This is a genomic window from Streptomyces sp. NPDC053673 (assembly GCF_055585225.1).
Map to the genome: position 1 here is coordinate 13,558 of NZ_JBVJKN010000005.1, position 15,277 is coordinate 28,834.

11 protein-coding genes, 1 tRNA gene and 1 riboswitch are annotated in these 15,277 nt (G+C 72.1%); of the genes, 4 read left to right on the plus strand and 8 right to left on the minus strand.

Features of this window, described 5'->3' with window-relative positions; translation table 11 throughout:
• Positions 1–372: 372 nt before the first annotated feature.
• Positions 373–2,508: an asparagine synthase-related protein gene (locus ACZ6ZQ_RS09480; protein ID WP_469767979.1), complete on the minus strand. Its 2,136-nt coding sequence runs from the start codon at positions 2,506–2,508 to the stop codon at positions 373–375.
• A gap of 797 nt (positions 2,509–3,305) precedes the next feature.
• Here ACZ6ZQ_RS09480 and ACZ6ZQ_RS09485 point away from each other — a divergent pair.
• The 4 genes from ACZ6ZQ_RS09485 to ACZ6ZQ_RS09500 all read left to right on the plus strand — a co-directional run bounded on the left by ACZ6ZQ_RS09485 (position 3,306) and on the right by ACZ6ZQ_RS09500 (position 8,700).
• Positions 3,306–4,787 carry an MFS transporter gene (locus tag ACZ6ZQ_RS09485; protein ID WP_469767980.1) on the plus strand — a complete coding sequence of 494 codons (1,482 nt, stop codon included), beginning with the start codon at positions 3,306–3,308 and terminating at the stop codon, positions 4,785–4,787.
• Positions 4,788–4,932: 145 nt separating this feature from the next.
• Positions 4,933–6,138, plus strand: coding sequence for an L-2-hydroxyglutarate oxidase (gene lhgO / locus ACZ6ZQ_RS09490; protein ID WP_469767981.1), 1,206 nt, complete (start codon positions 4,933–4,935; stop codon positions 6,136–6,138).
• Between the two features lie 160 nt (positions 6,139–6,298).
• Positions 6,299–7,102, plus strand: coding sequence for a tRNA (guanosine(46)-N7)-methyltransferase TrmB (trmB, locus tag ACZ6ZQ_RS09495; RefSeq protein WP_469767982.1), 804 nt, complete (start codon positions 6,299–6,301; stop codon positions 7,100–7,102).
• A gap of 269 nt (positions 7,103–7,371) precedes the next feature.
• Positions 7,372–8,700 (plus strand): PrsW family intramembrane metalloprotease, encoded by a 1,329-nt coding sequence (locus tag ACZ6ZQ_RS09500; protein ID WP_469767983.1) that lies wholly within the window; start codon positions 7,372–7,374, stop codon positions 8,698–8,700.
• A 159-nt stretch (positions 8,701–8,859) separates the two neighbouring features.
• Here ACZ6ZQ_RS09500 and ACZ6ZQ_RS09505 read toward each other — a convergent pair whose 3' ends face one another.
• From ACZ6ZQ_RS09505 to ACZ6ZQ_RS09535, 7 genes are all read right to left on the minus strand, one after another.
• Positions 8,860–9,930: a M23 family metallopeptidase gene (locus tag ACZ6ZQ_RS09505; RefSeq protein WP_469767984.1), complete on the minus strand. Its 1,071-nt coding sequence runs from the start codon at positions 9,928–9,930 to the stop codon at positions 8,860–8,862.
• Between the two features lie 11 nt (positions 9,931–9,941).
• Positions 9,942–10,077, minus strand: a riboswitch (cyclic di-AMP (ydaO/yuaA leader).
• A 249-nt stretch (positions 10,078–10,326) separates the two neighbouring features.
• Positions 10,327–11,415, minus strand: a complete 1,089-nt coding sequence (locus ACZ6ZQ_RS09510; protein WP_469768261.1) for a PP2C family protein-serine/threonine phosphatase — start codon at positions 11,413–11,415, stop codon at positions 10,327–10,329.
• A 299-nt stretch (positions 11,416–11,714) separates the two neighbouring features.
• Positions 11,715–12,464, minus strand: coding sequence for a MerR family transcriptional regulator (locus ACZ6ZQ_RS09515; RefSeq protein ID WP_469767985.1), 750 nt, complete (start codon positions 12,462–12,464; stop codon positions 11,715–11,717).
• A 253-nt stretch (positions 12,465–12,717) separates the two neighbouring features.
• A tRNA-Met gene (locus ACZ6ZQ_RS09520) sits at positions 12,718–12,791 on the minus strand.
• A gap of 92 nt (positions 12,792–12,883) precedes the next feature.
• The gene (locus tag ACZ6ZQ_RS09525) at positions 12,884–14,167 is read right to left on the minus strand and encodes an LAETG motif-containing sortase-dependent surface protein (protein WP_469767986.1); all 1,284 of its coding nucleotides are present in this window, start codon (positions 14,165–14,167) and stop codon (positions 12,884–12,886) included.
• 282 nt (positions 14,168–14,449) lie between these two features.
• The gene (locus ACZ6ZQ_RS09530) at positions 14,450–14,650 is read right to left on the minus strand and encodes a DUF5988 family protein (RefSeq protein WP_453663284.1); all 201 of its coding nucleotides are present in this window, start codon (positions 14,648–14,650) and stop codon (positions 14,450–14,452) included.
• 76 nt (positions 14,651–14,726) lie between these two features.
• Complete coding sequence (locus tag ACZ6ZQ_RS09535) at positions 14,727–15,221, minus strand: FBP domain-containing protein (protein ID WP_469767987.1); 495 nt, start codon at positions 15,219–15,221, stop codon at positions 14,727–14,729.
• Positions 15,222–15,277 lie beyond the last annotated feature (56 nt).

Below are 15,277 nucleotides of genomic sequence, written 5' to 3' on the forward strand. Positions count from 1 at the left end.
GAGCCGGACCCAGGCCAAAGCTGCCCCACAGCCCGCGGACGGGAGACGGCCCCGGGGGCGGGGCCGTGCAGGGTCGGCCCCGCAGGGACCGGCGGAAGTACCGGGCGATCCCGCGGTACCGGGCAACACGCCGGTCCCGAGGAGTCGAGCCCGGAGGGGCCCCGCCCCACCACCCACCGGCAGCGGCCTCATCAAGCCCGGGTCCCCCCACGCCGCAGGGCGTAGGGGGAGTTTGAGGACGGACACACCGGCCGCGCCCACGGCACCGGGCACACCGTCACCCGCACCCGCACCCGCACCCGCACCCGCACCCGCACCCGCCGGAGGCTCACCGCATCCCCCGCCGGAGGCGCCCCGCGCCCCAAGAGGGGCCTACGACTGCAACGTCCGCCTCGGCGGCACCCCCGCCGCCACCGCCCGCTGCCGCGGCGCCGCCGTCCCCGTCCAGCACGTGCCCCGCCGCGCCAGCAGCCGCCGGAGCCAGAGCTCCGTGGAGACCAGGTCCGCGAGGCCGTCCAGCGGGACCGGCTCGCCCTCCGACGCCGCCCGCAGGGCCTTGCGGACGACTCGCGCCTCCACCAGCCCCGCGTCGGCGAGCAGCGGCGTGTCGAACAGCCCGATCAGCTCCGGCAGGGAGACCCGCAGGCCCGCCCGCGTCGCGGCGGTCGACGCCGCATGGGACGGCGCGCCCCAGCCCGGCGGCAGATCGTGGATGCCCGCGCCCGCGAGCACGGCGCGCAGGACCTCGGCCCGCGCCCCGGGCTGTACCCGGAGCGCCTCGGGCAGATCGCGCGCGGCCCGTACGACCTGGTTGTCGAGGAACGGCGCGTGCAGCCGCTGGCTGCGCACCTCCGCGGCCTGCTCCAGCACCCGGTGATCCGCGGCATGCCGCGCGAGCGCGGCACGTGCCCGCGCCTCCCCCGGACGCTGCACCGACGTCGGCCGCATCGCCGCCTCCTGCAGGCGAACCGATACTTCAGCGAGCGCCTCACCCGTGAGCCATCGCGCCGCCGGTCCCGGCCGGGACCACGTGAGGGCCGCCAGCGACGCCCCCAGGGGGCCGTTCACCGCTGTCGCGGCACGGTTCGCCTCCGGCAGCCGCGCCGCCGCCGACTCGAGCCCGGTCCGGTACGGCGTACGCGCGAGCCGCCGCGCCGCCCGGTAGACCGTCAGGGGGACGAGGAGCGAGCCCGCGGACGGGCCGGACGCGCGGGCCAGCGCCGAGACGGGACGGAGCAGCGGCCGCCGCCGGCGGTCCATCAGCAGGTCCGCGAGCCGCGCCGGATGCGCGTCCAGTACCTGGCGGGCACCCAGCCCCGTGAAGTGGTCGGCGCTCCCGGACGCCAGCCGTCTCCTGTTGCGTTCGGCCTCGACGAGCGAGGGGCCCGGCTCATCGGTCAGCGGTCCTTCGAGGCCCGCGTACGGCAGTGCCTCCTCGCCCGCCGCGACGACCACGTGGTGCAGCCTCGGGTTCGCGGCGATGGCCCGGGCACGCTCCATCTCGGCCTCCCGGCCCTGCGGCGTTGCCAGGTCGTTGAAGGTCACGGCCAGCAGCCGCTCCCCCGCGCCCGTGCCGTGGCCGAGTATCGTGCCGGGCACTCCGGGCAGCCCGGCGGCGAGCAGCGCGAGGGTCCCGGAAGCGACGCCTCCGGAGAGGTCCGCGCCGATGCCGGGAGCGGGGGCGCCCCGTGCCGCGCGCCGTTCCGCCGGGCCCATCCCGGGCACGGGCCCGGGGTCGGGCGGCAACGTCTCGGGCGCGTGCCGGGGCGCGGTGAGTCTCGCGCGTACGGCGTCGACCAGCGCGTCCCGCATCGCGTCCACCGCCCGCCGTGTCTCGAGTTGGGGCGCGGCGACGGCGAGCGAGGCGACCGGCTCGTACCCGGCGATCTCGCGTGAGCCTTCACGCAAGATCAGTGCGTGGCCGGGCGGGATCCGTTTGACCCCCGCGTACGGGGTGGAGTCGCGCAGCGCCTCGGGGGTTTCCGGGCAGGCGAGCAGCGCGGCGAGGTGCCCGATGTCGAGCTGGGCCTCGATGAGGTCGGCCAGGGGCAGCGCGGCCGTGGCGTACGCCGTGCCGTTGGCCCAGGGCGTGTAGAAGACGGGCCGCGCGCCGGCCAGGTCACCGGCGATGGTGATCCGGCGGCCGACCTGGACGACCGCGGTGTAGCTGCCGGCCCAGGCGGTGAGATGGCGCAGCGCCCCGCCGCGCGCCGCGAAGAGCCCGACGCGCAGCTCCTCGTCGCCGGCGGCGCAACAGCCCAGTACGGCAAGGCGGGTGACGGGGGTCCCCCCGGCGGAGCCCGGGGGAGGGTCGACGGTGACGACGCGGATCTCGTCGGGCCGCCAGTCGCCGACGGCCCAGAGCGGATCGGGATCTCCCCACAGGAGCTGCGCACCGACGGGGTGAACAGTGCGGCTCGCTTCGCCGGGATCGGAGGACCGGGTACCCACGGCGCCCGCCGTGCCGAAGCTTGCGGCAATACTGCTCCACCCCACCAGCCACCGCATCGCGCCTCCACAGCCTGTGGACAACCCTCGGCACACCCGATTCGGCACACCCGATGAAGACATGCTGCCACGACAACAGCGCACAGGAGGGGCTCCGGGTCGCGCGCGCAAAAAGTGAACGCGCCCCTGGCATTGGCCATTTGCCGACGGTCGGCGTCACCGCGAAGTGCGGCCTCGAACCGGCCGCGTACCGGCCCTCGATTCAGCCTCGCAGCGACCCGTCAACCGACTGCGCACCGACCGGGAACGGCCGTGAACCGACCGCGGTGCCGTCGGCAAACCCTGGAAGCCGCCCGGCGGAAGGGCGACATTCAGCCAATCTTCGGGCATCACGGAACCGGATATCCGTACCGACATCCGCACAGACACACAGTCCGGGAGGCGCTGTTCGCCTCCCGGACCGGTCCGCCGCCCGCGGGGATTGAGACGGCGGTGTCCCCCAGCCCACTGGATCCCTAGCCAGCGGGCCGACCCACGCAGCACTCATGGAAGCGCTCCCGTTCCGGCCGGACGAGAGCGCACGGACAGGCGCACGGCCACACACCCGGAGCACGCTCCAGCGGCCCTTCGTCCGTCGAACACACAACAATCTCGCCATACGGAACACCGCCTCTTAACGGTCGGGATGCGGCGAACTACCCTGTGTGTCACTGCTGTTCTCCGCGGGGGGTGCATATTCCGAGGGGCTCGGCCACGCGCTCTTGCGGCCGGGATCCGTGGGGTTGTCCCACGGGGGGAACGCAGCGCGAACGCCGGACCGGACGCCCGGCGGCCGTCTGTGTGTCGAGGGGTGGCGCATGTCCAGGGAGCAACGCGGGCCGAACGAGAAGCTCGGCACCGTTCTCGCCCTCGCGGGAATCAGCAACGCCGGTCTCGCCCGGCGGGTCAACGACCTCGGAGCGCAGCGCGGTCTGACCCTGCGCTACGACAAGACGTCGGTGGCCAGGTGGGTGTCGAAGGGCATGGTGCCGCAAGGCGCCGCACCCCATCTCATCGCCGCCGCCATCGGGCAGAAGCTGGGCCGCCCGGTGCCGCTGCACGAGATCGGGCTCGCGGACGCCGACCCGGCCCCCGAGGTCGGGCTCGCCTTCCCGCGCGACGTGGGCGAGGCGGTGAAGTCGGCCACCGAGCTGTACCGGCTGGATCTGGCGGGCCGACGAGCCGGCGGCGGCGGGATCTGGCAGTCGCTCGCGGGCTCCTTCGCGGTGAGCGCGTACGCGACGCCCGCGTCCCGCTGGCTGATAACCCCCGCCGACTCGTCGGTGGAGCGAACCGTGGAGGGCACAGCAGGCACTGCGGGCGCCGCGGGTGCGGAGGGCGCGGAGGGCGCGGAAGGCACGGACGTCCCCGAGGACAGCCATGTCCGCGTGGGCCACAGCGACGTGGCCAAGCTGCGCGAGGCGGCGGAGGACGCCCGGCGCTGGGACTCCAAGTACGGCGGCGGCGACTGGCGTTCGTCGATGGTCCCGGAGTGCTTGAGGGTCGACGCGGCGCCGCTGCTGCTCGGTTCGTACTCGGACGAGGTCGGCCGGGCGCTGTTCGGCGCGACCGCGGAGCTGACCCGGCTGGCGGGCTGGATGGCCTTCGACACGGGCCAGCAGGAGGCGGCACAGCGGTACTACATCCAGGCGCTGCGGCTCGCGCGGGCCGCCGCCGACGTACCGCTGGGCGGCTATGTCCTGGCCTCCATGTCGCTGCAGGCCACGTACCGGGGCTTCGCCGACGAGGGCGTGGACCTGGCGCAGGCGGCCGTGGAGCGCAACCGCGGACTGGCCACCGCCCGGACGATGAGCTTCTTCCGGCTGGTGGAGGCGCGGGCGCACGCGAAGGCGAGCGACGCGGCCGCGGCCGGAGCGGCGCTGAGGGCCGCGGAGGCGTGGCTGGAGCGTTCCCGGGAAGGCGACGCGGACCCGTCCTGGCTGGGCTTCTACTCGTACGACCGGTTCGCGGCCGACGCCGCCGAGTGCTACCGGGACCTGAAGGCGCCGCGGCAGGTGCGGCGCTTCACGGAGCAGGCCCTGTCCCGGCCGACGGAGGAGTTCGTCCGCTCGCACGGGCTGCGCCTGGTGGTGAGCGCCGTGGCCGAACTGGAGTCGGGAAACCTGGACGCGGCCTGCGCGGCGGGCACCCGGGCGGTGGAGGTCGCGGGCCGGATTTCGTCCGCGCGTACGACGGAGTACGTACGGGATCTGCTGCACCGGCTCGAGCCGTACGGGGACGAGCCGCGCGTGGCGGAGCTGCGGGAGCGGGCCAGGCCACTGCTGATGGCTCCGGCGTGAGCCGTACGACTCACGTGAGGCGTGTCCCACCTGGTTTAACGCGATTGTCAGTGGGCCAGTGCATCATCGGGGGGTCGGCCCGCGACGCAGCCGCGATCAGGTGTCGTGTCACGTGGGACGGCGCAGCCCGGGTGGGAGGTGTGGGATGACGGCGGCATACGACTGCGACGTGCTGGTGATCGGTGGCGGGATCATCGGCCTCTCGACGGCGTATGCCCTGACGCGCGCGGCGCCGGGCACCTCCGTGGTGGTGCTGGAGAAGGAGTCGGGCCCCGCCCGGCACCAGACCGGGCGGAACAGCGGAGTGATCCACAGCGGGATCTACTACCGGCCGGGGTCACTGAAGGCACGTTTCGCCGTGCGCGGGGCCGCGGAGATGGTCAAGTTCTGCGCGGAGTACGGAATTGCGCATGAGGTCACCGGCAAGCTGATCGTCGCCACCGAGCGCGAGGAGCTGCCCCGGCTGCACGCCCTGGTCCAGCGCGGCAGGGAGAACGGGATTCCGGTGCGCGAGCTGGGCCCGGCGCAGATCGCGGAGTACGAGCCGCAGGTGCGGGGACTCGCGGCGATCCAGGTCGGGACGACCGGGGTGTGCGACTTCGGTGCGGTCGCGGCGCAGCTCGCGGAGGCCTCCGGCGCATCGGGCGCGGAGATCCTTTACGGCGAGGAGGTGCGGACGGTCGACCGGCGGCCCTGGGGTGTCGCGGTCCGTACGGCTTCCGGGAGGATCGTCCGCGCCCGGGCCATGGTGAACTGCGCGGGGCTGCAGTGCGACCGGGTGGCGCGGCTGGCGGGCGACGAGCCGGGTATGCGGATCATCCCGTTCCGGGGTGAGTACTACGAGCTGGCGCGCCCCGAGCTGGTGCGTGGCCTGGTGTACCCGGTGCCGGATCCGGCATTCCCCTTCCTCGGGGTCCACCTCACCCGGGGCATCGAGGGCGGTGTCCACGTGGGGCCGAACGCGGTCCCGGCCCTGGCCCGCGAGGGCTACGGCTGGTCCACGGTCCACCCGCGCGAGCTCGCGGCCACGCTGAGCTGGCCCGGCTCCTGGAGCATCGCCCGCCGCCACTGGCGCTACGGCGCGGGCGAACTGCACCGCTCCCTCTCCAAGAGCGCCTTCACCACGGCGGTCCGCCGGCTCCTGCCCGCCGTCACGGAGGACGATCTGCGGCCGACGGCCGCGGGGGTGCGGGCCCAGGCGGTGCTCCGGGACGGCACCCTCGTGGACGACTTCCTGATCAAGGAGGCCCGCCGCACGGTCCACGTACTGAACGCGCCCTCCCCGGCGGCGACGGCGTCCCTCCCGATCGGCCGCGAGGTGGCGAGGCGAGCTTTGGCGCACATCGCGTGAGGGCGGGCACCGGACCGGATGGCCTCGCTCTGAGCCCCGCTGGGGTCTCCCCCCGTGCCCGCAGGACGCAGGGGGAGAGTGAGGCGCGGGGCCCGGGGGCGGCAGCGCAGGAGCTGGGGCGGAGCCCGGGTTACGGCCCGCGCCGTACAATCGGGGCATTGTGTCTGAGTTCGAGAACGTCACCGCCGAAGGCCCCCAGGTCAGCGACGCGCGCGTCGTCACCATCCGGGCCAAGGGCGAGCCGCGGTTTCCCGGCGGGCCCGCCGCCGATCCGGCCGGGTCGCACCATGAGCGACGGATCCGCAGCTTCCAGCCGCGCCGGAGCCGGGTGACCGCGGGCCAGGGCGATGCCCTGCTGCGGCTGTGGCCCACGTGGGGGCTGGACATCGACGGACTGCGCATCCTCGACCTCGACGAGATGTTCGACGGGCTGCCGGTCGTCCTGGAGATCGGCTTCGGGATGGGCGAGGCGACCGCGCAGATGGCCGCGGCCGACCCCGGCACCGGCATCCTCGCCGTCGACGTGCACACGCCGGGCCAGGGCAATCTGCTCGGGCTCGCGGAGCGCACGGGTCTGACCAACGTCCGCGTGGCCAACGGTGACGCGATCATCCTGCTCCGCGAGATGCTCACGCCGGACGCGCTCGACGGGCTGCGGGTCTACTTCCCGGACCCCTGGCCCAAGAAGCGCCACCACAAGCGCCGGCTGATCCAGCCCGAATTCCTCACCCTCGCGGCGAGCCGGATGAAGCCGGGCTCGGTCCTGCACTGCGCGACCGACTGGGAGCCGTACGCCGAGCAGATGCTCGAGGTCCTCACCGCCCACCCGGACTTCGAGAACACGCAGACGGACGGCGGCTACGCGCCCCGCCCCGCCTTCCGCCCGCTGACCCGCTTCGAGGGCCAGGGCCTCGACAAGGGCCATGTGGTGCACGATCTGCTCTTCCGCCGCCGGAGCCGGTGACACCCACGGCCGGTAGTCCGCAACGGTCGACTCCCGACCGTCGGTAACACCGCCGCGGCCGTAATCCCGGACCGCCGGCAACCCGCAATGGTCAAGGTCCCAACCGCCGGCAACCCGCAACGGTCAAGGTCCCAACCGCCGGCAACCCGCAACGGTCGAGGTCCCGACCGCCGGCAACCCGCAACGGTCGAGGTCCCGACCGCCGGTAACACCACCCGGGGCCGATAACACCATCGCGCACTGTCAGTGCCCCTCGTTAGGGTCATCGGGTGTCCGACTGGTCCCCGCAGCCGCATCTGGCCGCTCGCCCGGCCGTCCCGGCCTGCGACGAACAGCCGCTGTTCGACGCCGTACCCGAGCGTGCGCGCTGGCGCTACAAGCCGCGCCGCGACTTCTGGCGCAGCAAGACCGTACGCGCCGGGACCCTGATCACCCTGCTCGCGCTGTCCGGTCTGGTCATCCTCGCGCTGGTCCGCGAACAGACCGGCACCGAGGGCTTTCTGGTCGGCCTCGGCCTCGCCGTGCTGCCCGTCCCGCTGCTGATGGCGGCGTTCCGCTGGCTGGACCGCGTCGAGCCGGGCCCGTGGCGGAATCTCCTCTTCGCCTTCGCCTGGGGCGCCTGCGCGGCCGCCCTTGTCGCGATCATCGCGAACTCGTTCGCGACCCAGTGGATAGCCACCGCGACCGCCGATCCGTCGCACGCGGACACGATCGGCGCGACCGTCATCGCCCCGGTCGTGGAGGAGAGCGCCAAGGCGGCCGCCGTGCTGCTCCTCTTCCTCTTCCGCAGACGGGACTTCACCGGCATCGTCGACGGCGTCGTCGTCGCCGGTTTCACCGCGACCGGCTTCGCCTTCACCGAGAACATCCTGTATCTCGGCAACGCCTTCGGTGAGGACCAGGCGTTCGGCACGTCCGGCTTCGCGTCCGTCACCGCCGCGACCTTCTTCGTACGGATCGTGATGTCGCCGTTCGCGCATCCGCTGTTCACGGTGCTGACGGGCATCGGGTTCGGCCTCGCGGCGATCACCGCCCGGCGCCGGAGGTTCCGCAGGACCGTGTTGCCGCTGCTCGGCCTCACCCTCGCGATGGGCATGCACGCACTGTGGAACGGCTCGGCGAGGTTCGGCCCGTTCGGGTTCTACGCCGTGTACGCGGCATTCATGGTGCCGGCGTTCGGGCTGCTGACCTGGCTGGCGATCTGGACCCGGCAGCGCGAGCTGCGTACGGTCGCGGCCGAGCTGCCCGCGTACGCGGCGGCCGGCTGGCTCGCCCCTGCCGAACCGCTCGCCCTGTCCTCCATGCGAGCGCGCACGATGGCCCGCGACATGGCCGGCCGTACCCACGGCCCGGCGGCCGCCCGCGCCGTCTCCGAGTACGAGGCCTTCGCAACCTCGCTGGCCTTCCTGCGCCACCGGGCCCAGCGCGGCGCGGGGAGCCCGGACTTCGTCGCCCGCGAGCAGGAGCTGCTCCACCATCTCTGGCAACGCAGGAGCGTCGCCGGCCCGGCCCTCACATACGCGGCGCGTGCGACGGGCCGGGTGTGGCAGCCACCGCCGTATCTGGACTACGGCGACTACAACCCGTACCGGGGGTAGCGGAGAACGCGGATCGCCGCGGCCTCGCGGACCGCACCACGGCACAAAAAACCGGCAGCTCAGGCGTCGGGGGGGGTGCGCCAGAGCTGCCGGTGACTCGCGTGTGAACCGTGACCGACCAGAAGTACGGCCCTGTCCGGGCCCAGGCCCGGACAAGTCCTAGACGGAGAGGCCCTTGTCGCGCAGCCACGCCATCGGGTCGATGCCGTCGCCGCCCGGGGTGTGCACCTCCAGGTGCAGATGCGGTCCGGTGACATTGCCGGTCGCGCCGACGCGCCCGATGGTCTCGCCCGTGGCGACGGTCTGCCCCACGCCGACGGTCATCGACGACAGGTGGCAGTACCAGACCTCGGTGCCGTCCTCGAGCTCCAGCACGATGCGGTAGCCGTACGACCCGGACCAGCCCGCCGACTTGACGGTGCCTCCGTGCACGGCCTTCGCCGGCGTACCCGTGGGCGCCGCGAAGTCGAGGCCGGTGTGGTAGCCGGAGGACCACATCGAACCGGCCTGGCCGTAGGTCGAGGTGATCGTGTACGAGGACGTCGGGAGGGAGTAGCTCGCGGCGAGCTTGGCGAGCCGCTCGGCCTCCGCCTTGCGCGCGGCCTCCTCTTCGGCCAGCCGCTTCGCCTCGGCGGCCTCGGCGGCCGCTGCCTCGGCGGCCTCGGCCGCCGCGGTCTGCTGCGCCTTCGCCTCCGCCGCGGCCTTCTCGGCGGCGACCTTCTCCGCGGCTGCCTTCGCCTCTGCCTCGGCCTCGGCCTGCTGCTGCTCCGCCTGCTGGAGGATCCGGGCCCGCAGGGCCTCGCCCGCGTCACCGGCGCCCTGCCCGTCGTCCGCGGCCGTGTCGGCGACGGAGAAGGCGGTGAGCGGTGCGTCGTTCCGGTTCTCCGAGTCGGAGTCGTCCGAGGACATGAGGGAGCCCACGCCGGGAAGCGAATCCGCGTCCGGGAGGTGGTCCGTGATGGCGTCGGGGAGGGATATGGAGACCGGCGGCTTGTTCTGCGCGGTGGCCATGCCACCCGCGCCGACCGCGGCGATGACGCCGACTCCGAGAACGGTGGAGCTCCGCGCGAGTCCGTTGCGCTGCTTGACGACGCGATGCCTGCCACGGACCGAACGGACCGATTCCTCGGTCGGGTTCCATTCCTCCGCCCCGGTGGCCGGGGCCCACTCGTTGGTGGGGACCCACTCGCTGGTGGGAGGTTCCTGGAGGGCAGGCTCGTTGGACGCCACGGAGGCGTTCTCCTTTCCTTCCTTATCGCCTACCGGGTTAGCTGACGGGTTCGGAGCAGGAAGGTCTCCTACGAGCACTGCGAAGTGCCCGATTCACCCCAATAGGTGGTTCCCCGGTTCCCTTGCGGGATTCGGCGCGTGCGCACGGTGCCGTCTCTTGCGACGACTGTGACGACCGCGCTGCGTTATCGAACGTTAATAGACACGGGGGGCGGATTCCAAGCTCTTCCCATTGATCGTTAGCGACTTTGGCCTGGACTTTTCAGGCACAACAGCCCCGAATCGGGCGAGTTGACTGCCCCTCAATCCGGTCGGCCATTCTGACGGTGGGTCAAATGTTATGCGGAGGGCTGTCTTTCGATTACGTTCCGTGGCGCTGCATTCCTGGCGTTCCGTTCACGGAACCACCGGCATCGTCCTGCGCCGCTCCGGCTGCCGTTCCCCGGGACTGGCGACCGCCAGGAGCGCCATGTCGTCCGTCGCCCGGCCGCTCGTATGCCGCCGTACGTCGGCGACGACCGCGTCCAGCAGCTCCTCCGGTCCGGAAAAGACCCGGCCGCCCAGCCGCTCGCGCGGATCGTAGAAGACACCGTGCGCGTCACGCGCCTCGGTCAGCCCGTCCGTGTAGAGCAGGAGCGTGGCACCGGCCGCGTACGGGGTCTCGTACGACCGGTCCGGCGAGGCCCCCAGATCCCCCATGCCCAGCGGCAGCGCGATCTCGGGCGGCTCCAGCATGCCCAGCCCGCCGTCCGCGGTCAGCAGCAGCGGCGGGGGGTGGCCCCGGTTGAGGATCCGGACCACTCCGTCCTCGTGGGGGATCTCGGCGAGCACGGCGGTGGTGAAGCCCTCGAACGCGTCGAGCCCGGAACGCATGCCCTCCCGGGCGAGCGCCCGCTCCAGCCGCTGTGCCACCCTCTCCAGCGATGCCTCCTGCTCGGCGGCCTCCCGGAACGCCCCGAGGATCACGGCCACCGCTTCGACCGCGCCCAGTCCCTTTCCCCGTACGTCCCCGACGACCAGCCGCACCCCGTGCGGAGTGTCCTGCACGGCGAACAGGTCCCCGCCGATGAACGCGTCCGCCTGCGCCGCCTCGTACCGCGCGGCGATCTGCAGCCCGCCGATCCGGTCGGCCGGCGTGGGCAGCACGGCCCGCTGCGCGGCCTCCGCGATGACGCGCGCGGACGCGAGCCGCTGGCCGCTGCGGCGTACGACCTGATTGATGAAGAGAGCCAGCACGGAGACCGTGAACACGGTCAGCAGCTCCGTCACGGCCGGGATGTCGGAGGCCGTGCCGTTGTACGTATGCAGCCCGGCCACCGCCGCGACGGCGGCGACTCCCGTCAGCAGGGTGAACAGCGCTGAGAAGAAGGGGGCGGCGACCAGCGGTGCCGCGGCGAAGAGCGGCGACGCGGTGTACGACTCCGGGGTGCCCAGGTCGAAGAAGATCCCGCCCACGATCAGCAGGAAGGGCAGCACCCGGACCATCCTGCGGCCACCGTCCCGCCGCTGTCCGTTGTCGCCTTCTCGCTGCCCCACCAGTGGTCTCCTGCCAGGTCCGCCCAGGCTGCGGACGGTACCGCGCCCCATTCAGGCTGACCGGAGCCGCGCCGCTCGGCGACTCGCCATCGGCCATCCGGACCAGCCAGGACCAGCCAGGACCAGCCAGGACCGGCGAGGACAGGCCGGTATCCGTCAGGACCAGCCGGAACCAGTCCGGGCTGATCGGTCAACCAGGGGGCCCTCCCGGTGACCGGCTCCCGTCCGTCCGGCGGACGGGAGGCGCCTCAGTCGTCGCTGAGGTTGTGCTCCGCGTAGACCTTCATCGCGTCACGGACGAACACGGCCGTCCCCTCCCCGTGCCGGTCGTAGTTCGCCGTGAAGCGCGGGTCGGCGACGTACATCTCGCCGAGCCCGATGACGTACGACCTGGTCGGGGCGGTCGTCACCGACAGCCATTCGCACTGCCGCTGCGCGATCGCCTGTGCTTCGTCGCTGTCGGGCGCCAGTCCGTCCTTCAGAGCCTGCCCGAAGTCACGGGCGATCGCGACCTGACGGGCCTGGAACGCCTTCTTCTCCTTGGCGCTCAGCGCGCGCCACCAGCGGTCGCCCTTCTCGTACGCCTCGCGGCCCCAGCGTTCGGTGACCTCCTGCTCGTACTGCGTGTGGTCGAAGCCGTCGAAGACTTCTTCCGCCATGAGTTCCTCTCCTTTCTCCGTCCGGTCGAGAGTGGTCCGCACCGAGGCGATCTGCCGCCCGATGCGCTCCCGCTCCTGCTCCAGCAGCTTCAGATGCGTCCGCAGGGCGGCGGCCGTGTCCCGCTGGCCTTCCAGGACCTGCGCGATCGCCGGCAGCCCGAGGCCCAGCTCGCGCAGCAGCAGAATCCGCTGCAACCGGACGAGGCTGTCCTGGTCGTAATAGCGGTAACCGTTGCTGCCGATCCGGCTCGGTGCGAGCAGCCCCAGCTCTCCGTAATGCCTGAGCGTGCGGCTCGTCGTACCGGCTTTCCTGGCAATCTCCTGGATCGACCACTCCATGACCATCACGCTAGAACTTGACGTTACGTAAAGGTCAAGCGAGAGGGAGCCGGGCTTCACAGCGGTGCAGGGGAGCCGGCCGGCGAGCGGGCGTTGAGGGCGAGGGTGGGCGCGAGTCGGCGCGAGGGTCCGCGAAGGCCCGCGGAGTTCCGCGAAGGCCTGCGAAGGCCTGCGAAGGCCTGCGAAGGCCTGCGAAGGCCTGCGAAAACACCGAAGGCCCGGGACCATGTGGTCCCGGGCCTTCGGCCTTCAGTAGCGGGGACAGGATTTGAACCTGCGACCTCTGGGTTATGAGCCCAGCGAGCTACCGAGCTGCTCCACCCCGCGTCGGTGAACACCACCTTACGCCATGCGGAGCAAGATCCAATCCATTTTCCTCGCCGGGCTCGGCAGAAGCCCGTCCGAGCCGCGGTCGCGGCTCAGCGACGGCGCAGCCGGAGCGCGGTGAGCGCACCGCCCGCGGCGAGCAGCACGGCGGCGGCACCGGCCACGTACCAGGTGGTGCTGGACGAGCCGGTACGGGCGAGGGCGCCGGTCGTCGTGGCGGCGCCACCGAACGTGCCGGAGGTGGCGGACGTGGTGGTGACCGCGGCGGACGAGGAGGCCGACGAGGTCGACTGGGTCGACTGGGGGGTGGCCGACGCGGAGGGCGTGGCCGTTGCCGACGGCTCGGTGGACGGCGACGGAGTCGCGGACGGCGTGGCGGCGCCCTTCGCCACCTTCAGCGGGAGCTCGGCGTCGGCGCCGGCGAACGGGTAGGTGTTGCCGACGACCAGGTGCGTCCGCGCACGCAGGCCCACGGTCGTGTCCTTGCTGAGGCCGTTCAGGTCCTTCACGGTCAGGCGCAGCTTGTAGCTGTGCGTGGCGCCGTTGCCGAAGCCGCCGTCGAGGACCGGCAGGCCCCAGGTGTTCTCGCTGGTCTGCTTCGGCCGCACCCACTGGCCGTACTCGTAGACCTTGACCTCCACCTTCGGGAGCACGGTGCCGTGGCCGACGAGCTCGAACGAGGTGCCGAGCCCGTAGTCGTAGACGCCCGCGCCCTTGGAGTGCAGGGAGAGGTCGATCTCGGTCGTCTTGTTCAGCTGGAGTACGTCGCCCTTGCCGACGCCGAACTTCGCCTCCAGGTCGCCGCCCTTGCCCTCGGGGTCCACGTCGAACGTCACGTTCCCGGCGCTCGCGTCCTGCACCTTGTCGGGGCCGGCGTCGAACATCACCTTGAGGTCACCGTTGATGGACGGGTAGTTCTTGCTGAGGCCGACCGTCACCTTCCAGCTCAGTTCGCCCTTGGCGGGGATCCTGAACGCGGAGGCGGGTCCCTTGCCGGCCGGGTAGAAGGCACCCACCATCGACTCGTCCTGGGATCCGGAGCCGGAGTCGGTGTCCGGCGCGGAGATCTCCTCGACGTCGAACTTCACCTGCTCCGCGTTGATCGACGCCGGCCCCTCCGCCGAGGCGAAGACGGAACCCCAGTAGTCCTGCGGCTTGTCCGACACGTTCTTCACGGTGAACGTGAACGACTTGCTCGCGCCCCCGCGGGTCAGCGCACCCGCAGGCTGCGGCCGGCCGGAGGCGAACGTCAGCGGCGCGGCGCTGGAGTCCACCGGAGCGGCGAAAGCGGTGAACGGCACGAGCGTGGCGCCGATGGCGGCCGCGGCGGTGACGGTGGTGGCGGCGACGAGGCGGCGGGACAGGCGTGCGGACATGGTGGACTCCCCCCAAGGAATCTGTAGAGCCGCGCTGCCGGCGGACGGCCGGACAGCGGACGGCGGAAGGCACTGCGATGCGATGCGAGAATCGCCGCGGCACGTCCGGTTCCGAACGGGATTCACGCCCCGTTCGCTTCCCCTGTCCGGCGGGCGGCGATGTGCTTATCCTCGCCGCTCAAGATCGCCTGAACAATCGCGGAACTGTCACCGGCGTGCAACAGACACCGCCCGGGCGGCAGTCCACCTGTCCCGCCCTGGCCGACCCCTGCTGACCAGCGGCTATTCAGCGACCTCGGTCCGCTCCCACCACTCGTACACGGTGAGCCGCCCCTCCGGGCTGTCCTCGTGCCGCGTCGTGGCCTTGAAGTGCTCGTAGCCGCCGCGGTGCGGAATCTTCAGCTCCTGGCCAGGCGGGGTGATCGGCACGATCTTTCCCTGCAGATCGTCCGGGCCGCCCTCCAGAAGTGCCTTGGTAGCCATACCTCCAGTTTTCCCACCCGCCGGACGACCTTGCACCCCCGGAGCCCCATTCAGCTCATCCGGAGAGCCGGTCCAGTCATCCGGAGACCTGGTCCAGGAAGCCGAAGAGGTTGTTCCGGGTGCGCTCGATCTGCTCGTCCACCGTGAGGGACTCCTGGAAGCGGCCTCCGGGCACCGGGGCCTTGATCCCCCGTACGTAGAGGGAGCAGGCGAGGTCGGTGCACATGTACGCCCCGACGGAATTGCCCTCGCGGCCGGCCCGGCCCGCCTTGCGGGCCGTCATCAGGGAGACGCCGTCCCCGGGATGGGTGGTCAGGCACAGGGAGCACATGCTGCGGTGCAGGTATCCCCGCTGCCGGGACGGGAAACGGAGCGAGACACCGACGGGCCGTCCGTTGCGCTCGGCGACGAGATAGCTGCGATCGGGGGCGGAGGGGTCGCGCCACCCGAGGAAGTCCAGATCGCCCCAGGGCCGCTCGACGAGGTCGCGGGGCAGGGTGAGGCGCAGGGCCTCGCCCTTCGAGCAGTTGACGAACGAGGCGCGGATGTCCTGCTCAGTGAGTGCCTTCATGTTCGTGACGCTACGATTGCCTAGAGGTATTAGGCAATCGATTAAATCCCCTAGGT

What these genes read in the sequence shown, in the direction of transcription:
- ACZ6ZQ_RS09480 (WP_469767979.1), bottom strand. Translation starts at nt 2,508, where the DNA reads ATGCGGTGGCTGGTGGGGTGGAGCAGTATTGCCGCAAGCTTCGGCACG.
- ACZ6ZQ_RS09485 (WP_469767980.1), top strand. Translation starts at nt 3,306, where the DNA reads ATGTCCAGGGAGCAACGCGGGCCGAACGAGAAGCTCGGCACCGTTCTC.
- lhgO (WP_469767981.1), top strand. Translation starts at nt 4,933, where the DNA reads ATGACGGCGGCATACGACTGCGACGTGCTGGTGATCGGTGGCGGGATC.
- ACZ6ZQ_RS09510 (WP_469768261.1), bottom strand. Translation starts at nt 11,415, where the DNA reads ATGGTCCGGGTGCTGCCCTTCCTGCTGATCGTGGGCGGGATCTTCTTC.
- ACZ6ZQ_RS09515 (WP_469767985.1), bottom strand. Translation starts at nt 12,464, where the DNA reads ATGGAGTGGTCGATCCAGGAGATTGCCAGGAAAGCCGGTACGACGAGC.
- ACZ6ZQ_RS09525 (WP_469767986.1), bottom strand. Translation starts at nt 14,167, where the DNA reads ATGTCCGCACGCCTGTCCCGCCGCCTCGTCGCCGCCACCACCGTCACC.
- ACZ6ZQ_RS09530 (WP_453663284.1), bottom strand. Translation starts at nt 14,650, where the DNA reads ATGGCTACCAAGGCACTTCTGGAGGGCGGCCCGGACGATCTGCAGGGA.
- ACZ6ZQ_RS09535 (WP_469767987.1), bottom strand. Translation starts at nt 15,221, where the DNA reads ATGAAGGCACTCACTGAGCAGGACATCCGCGCCTCGTTCGTCAACTGC.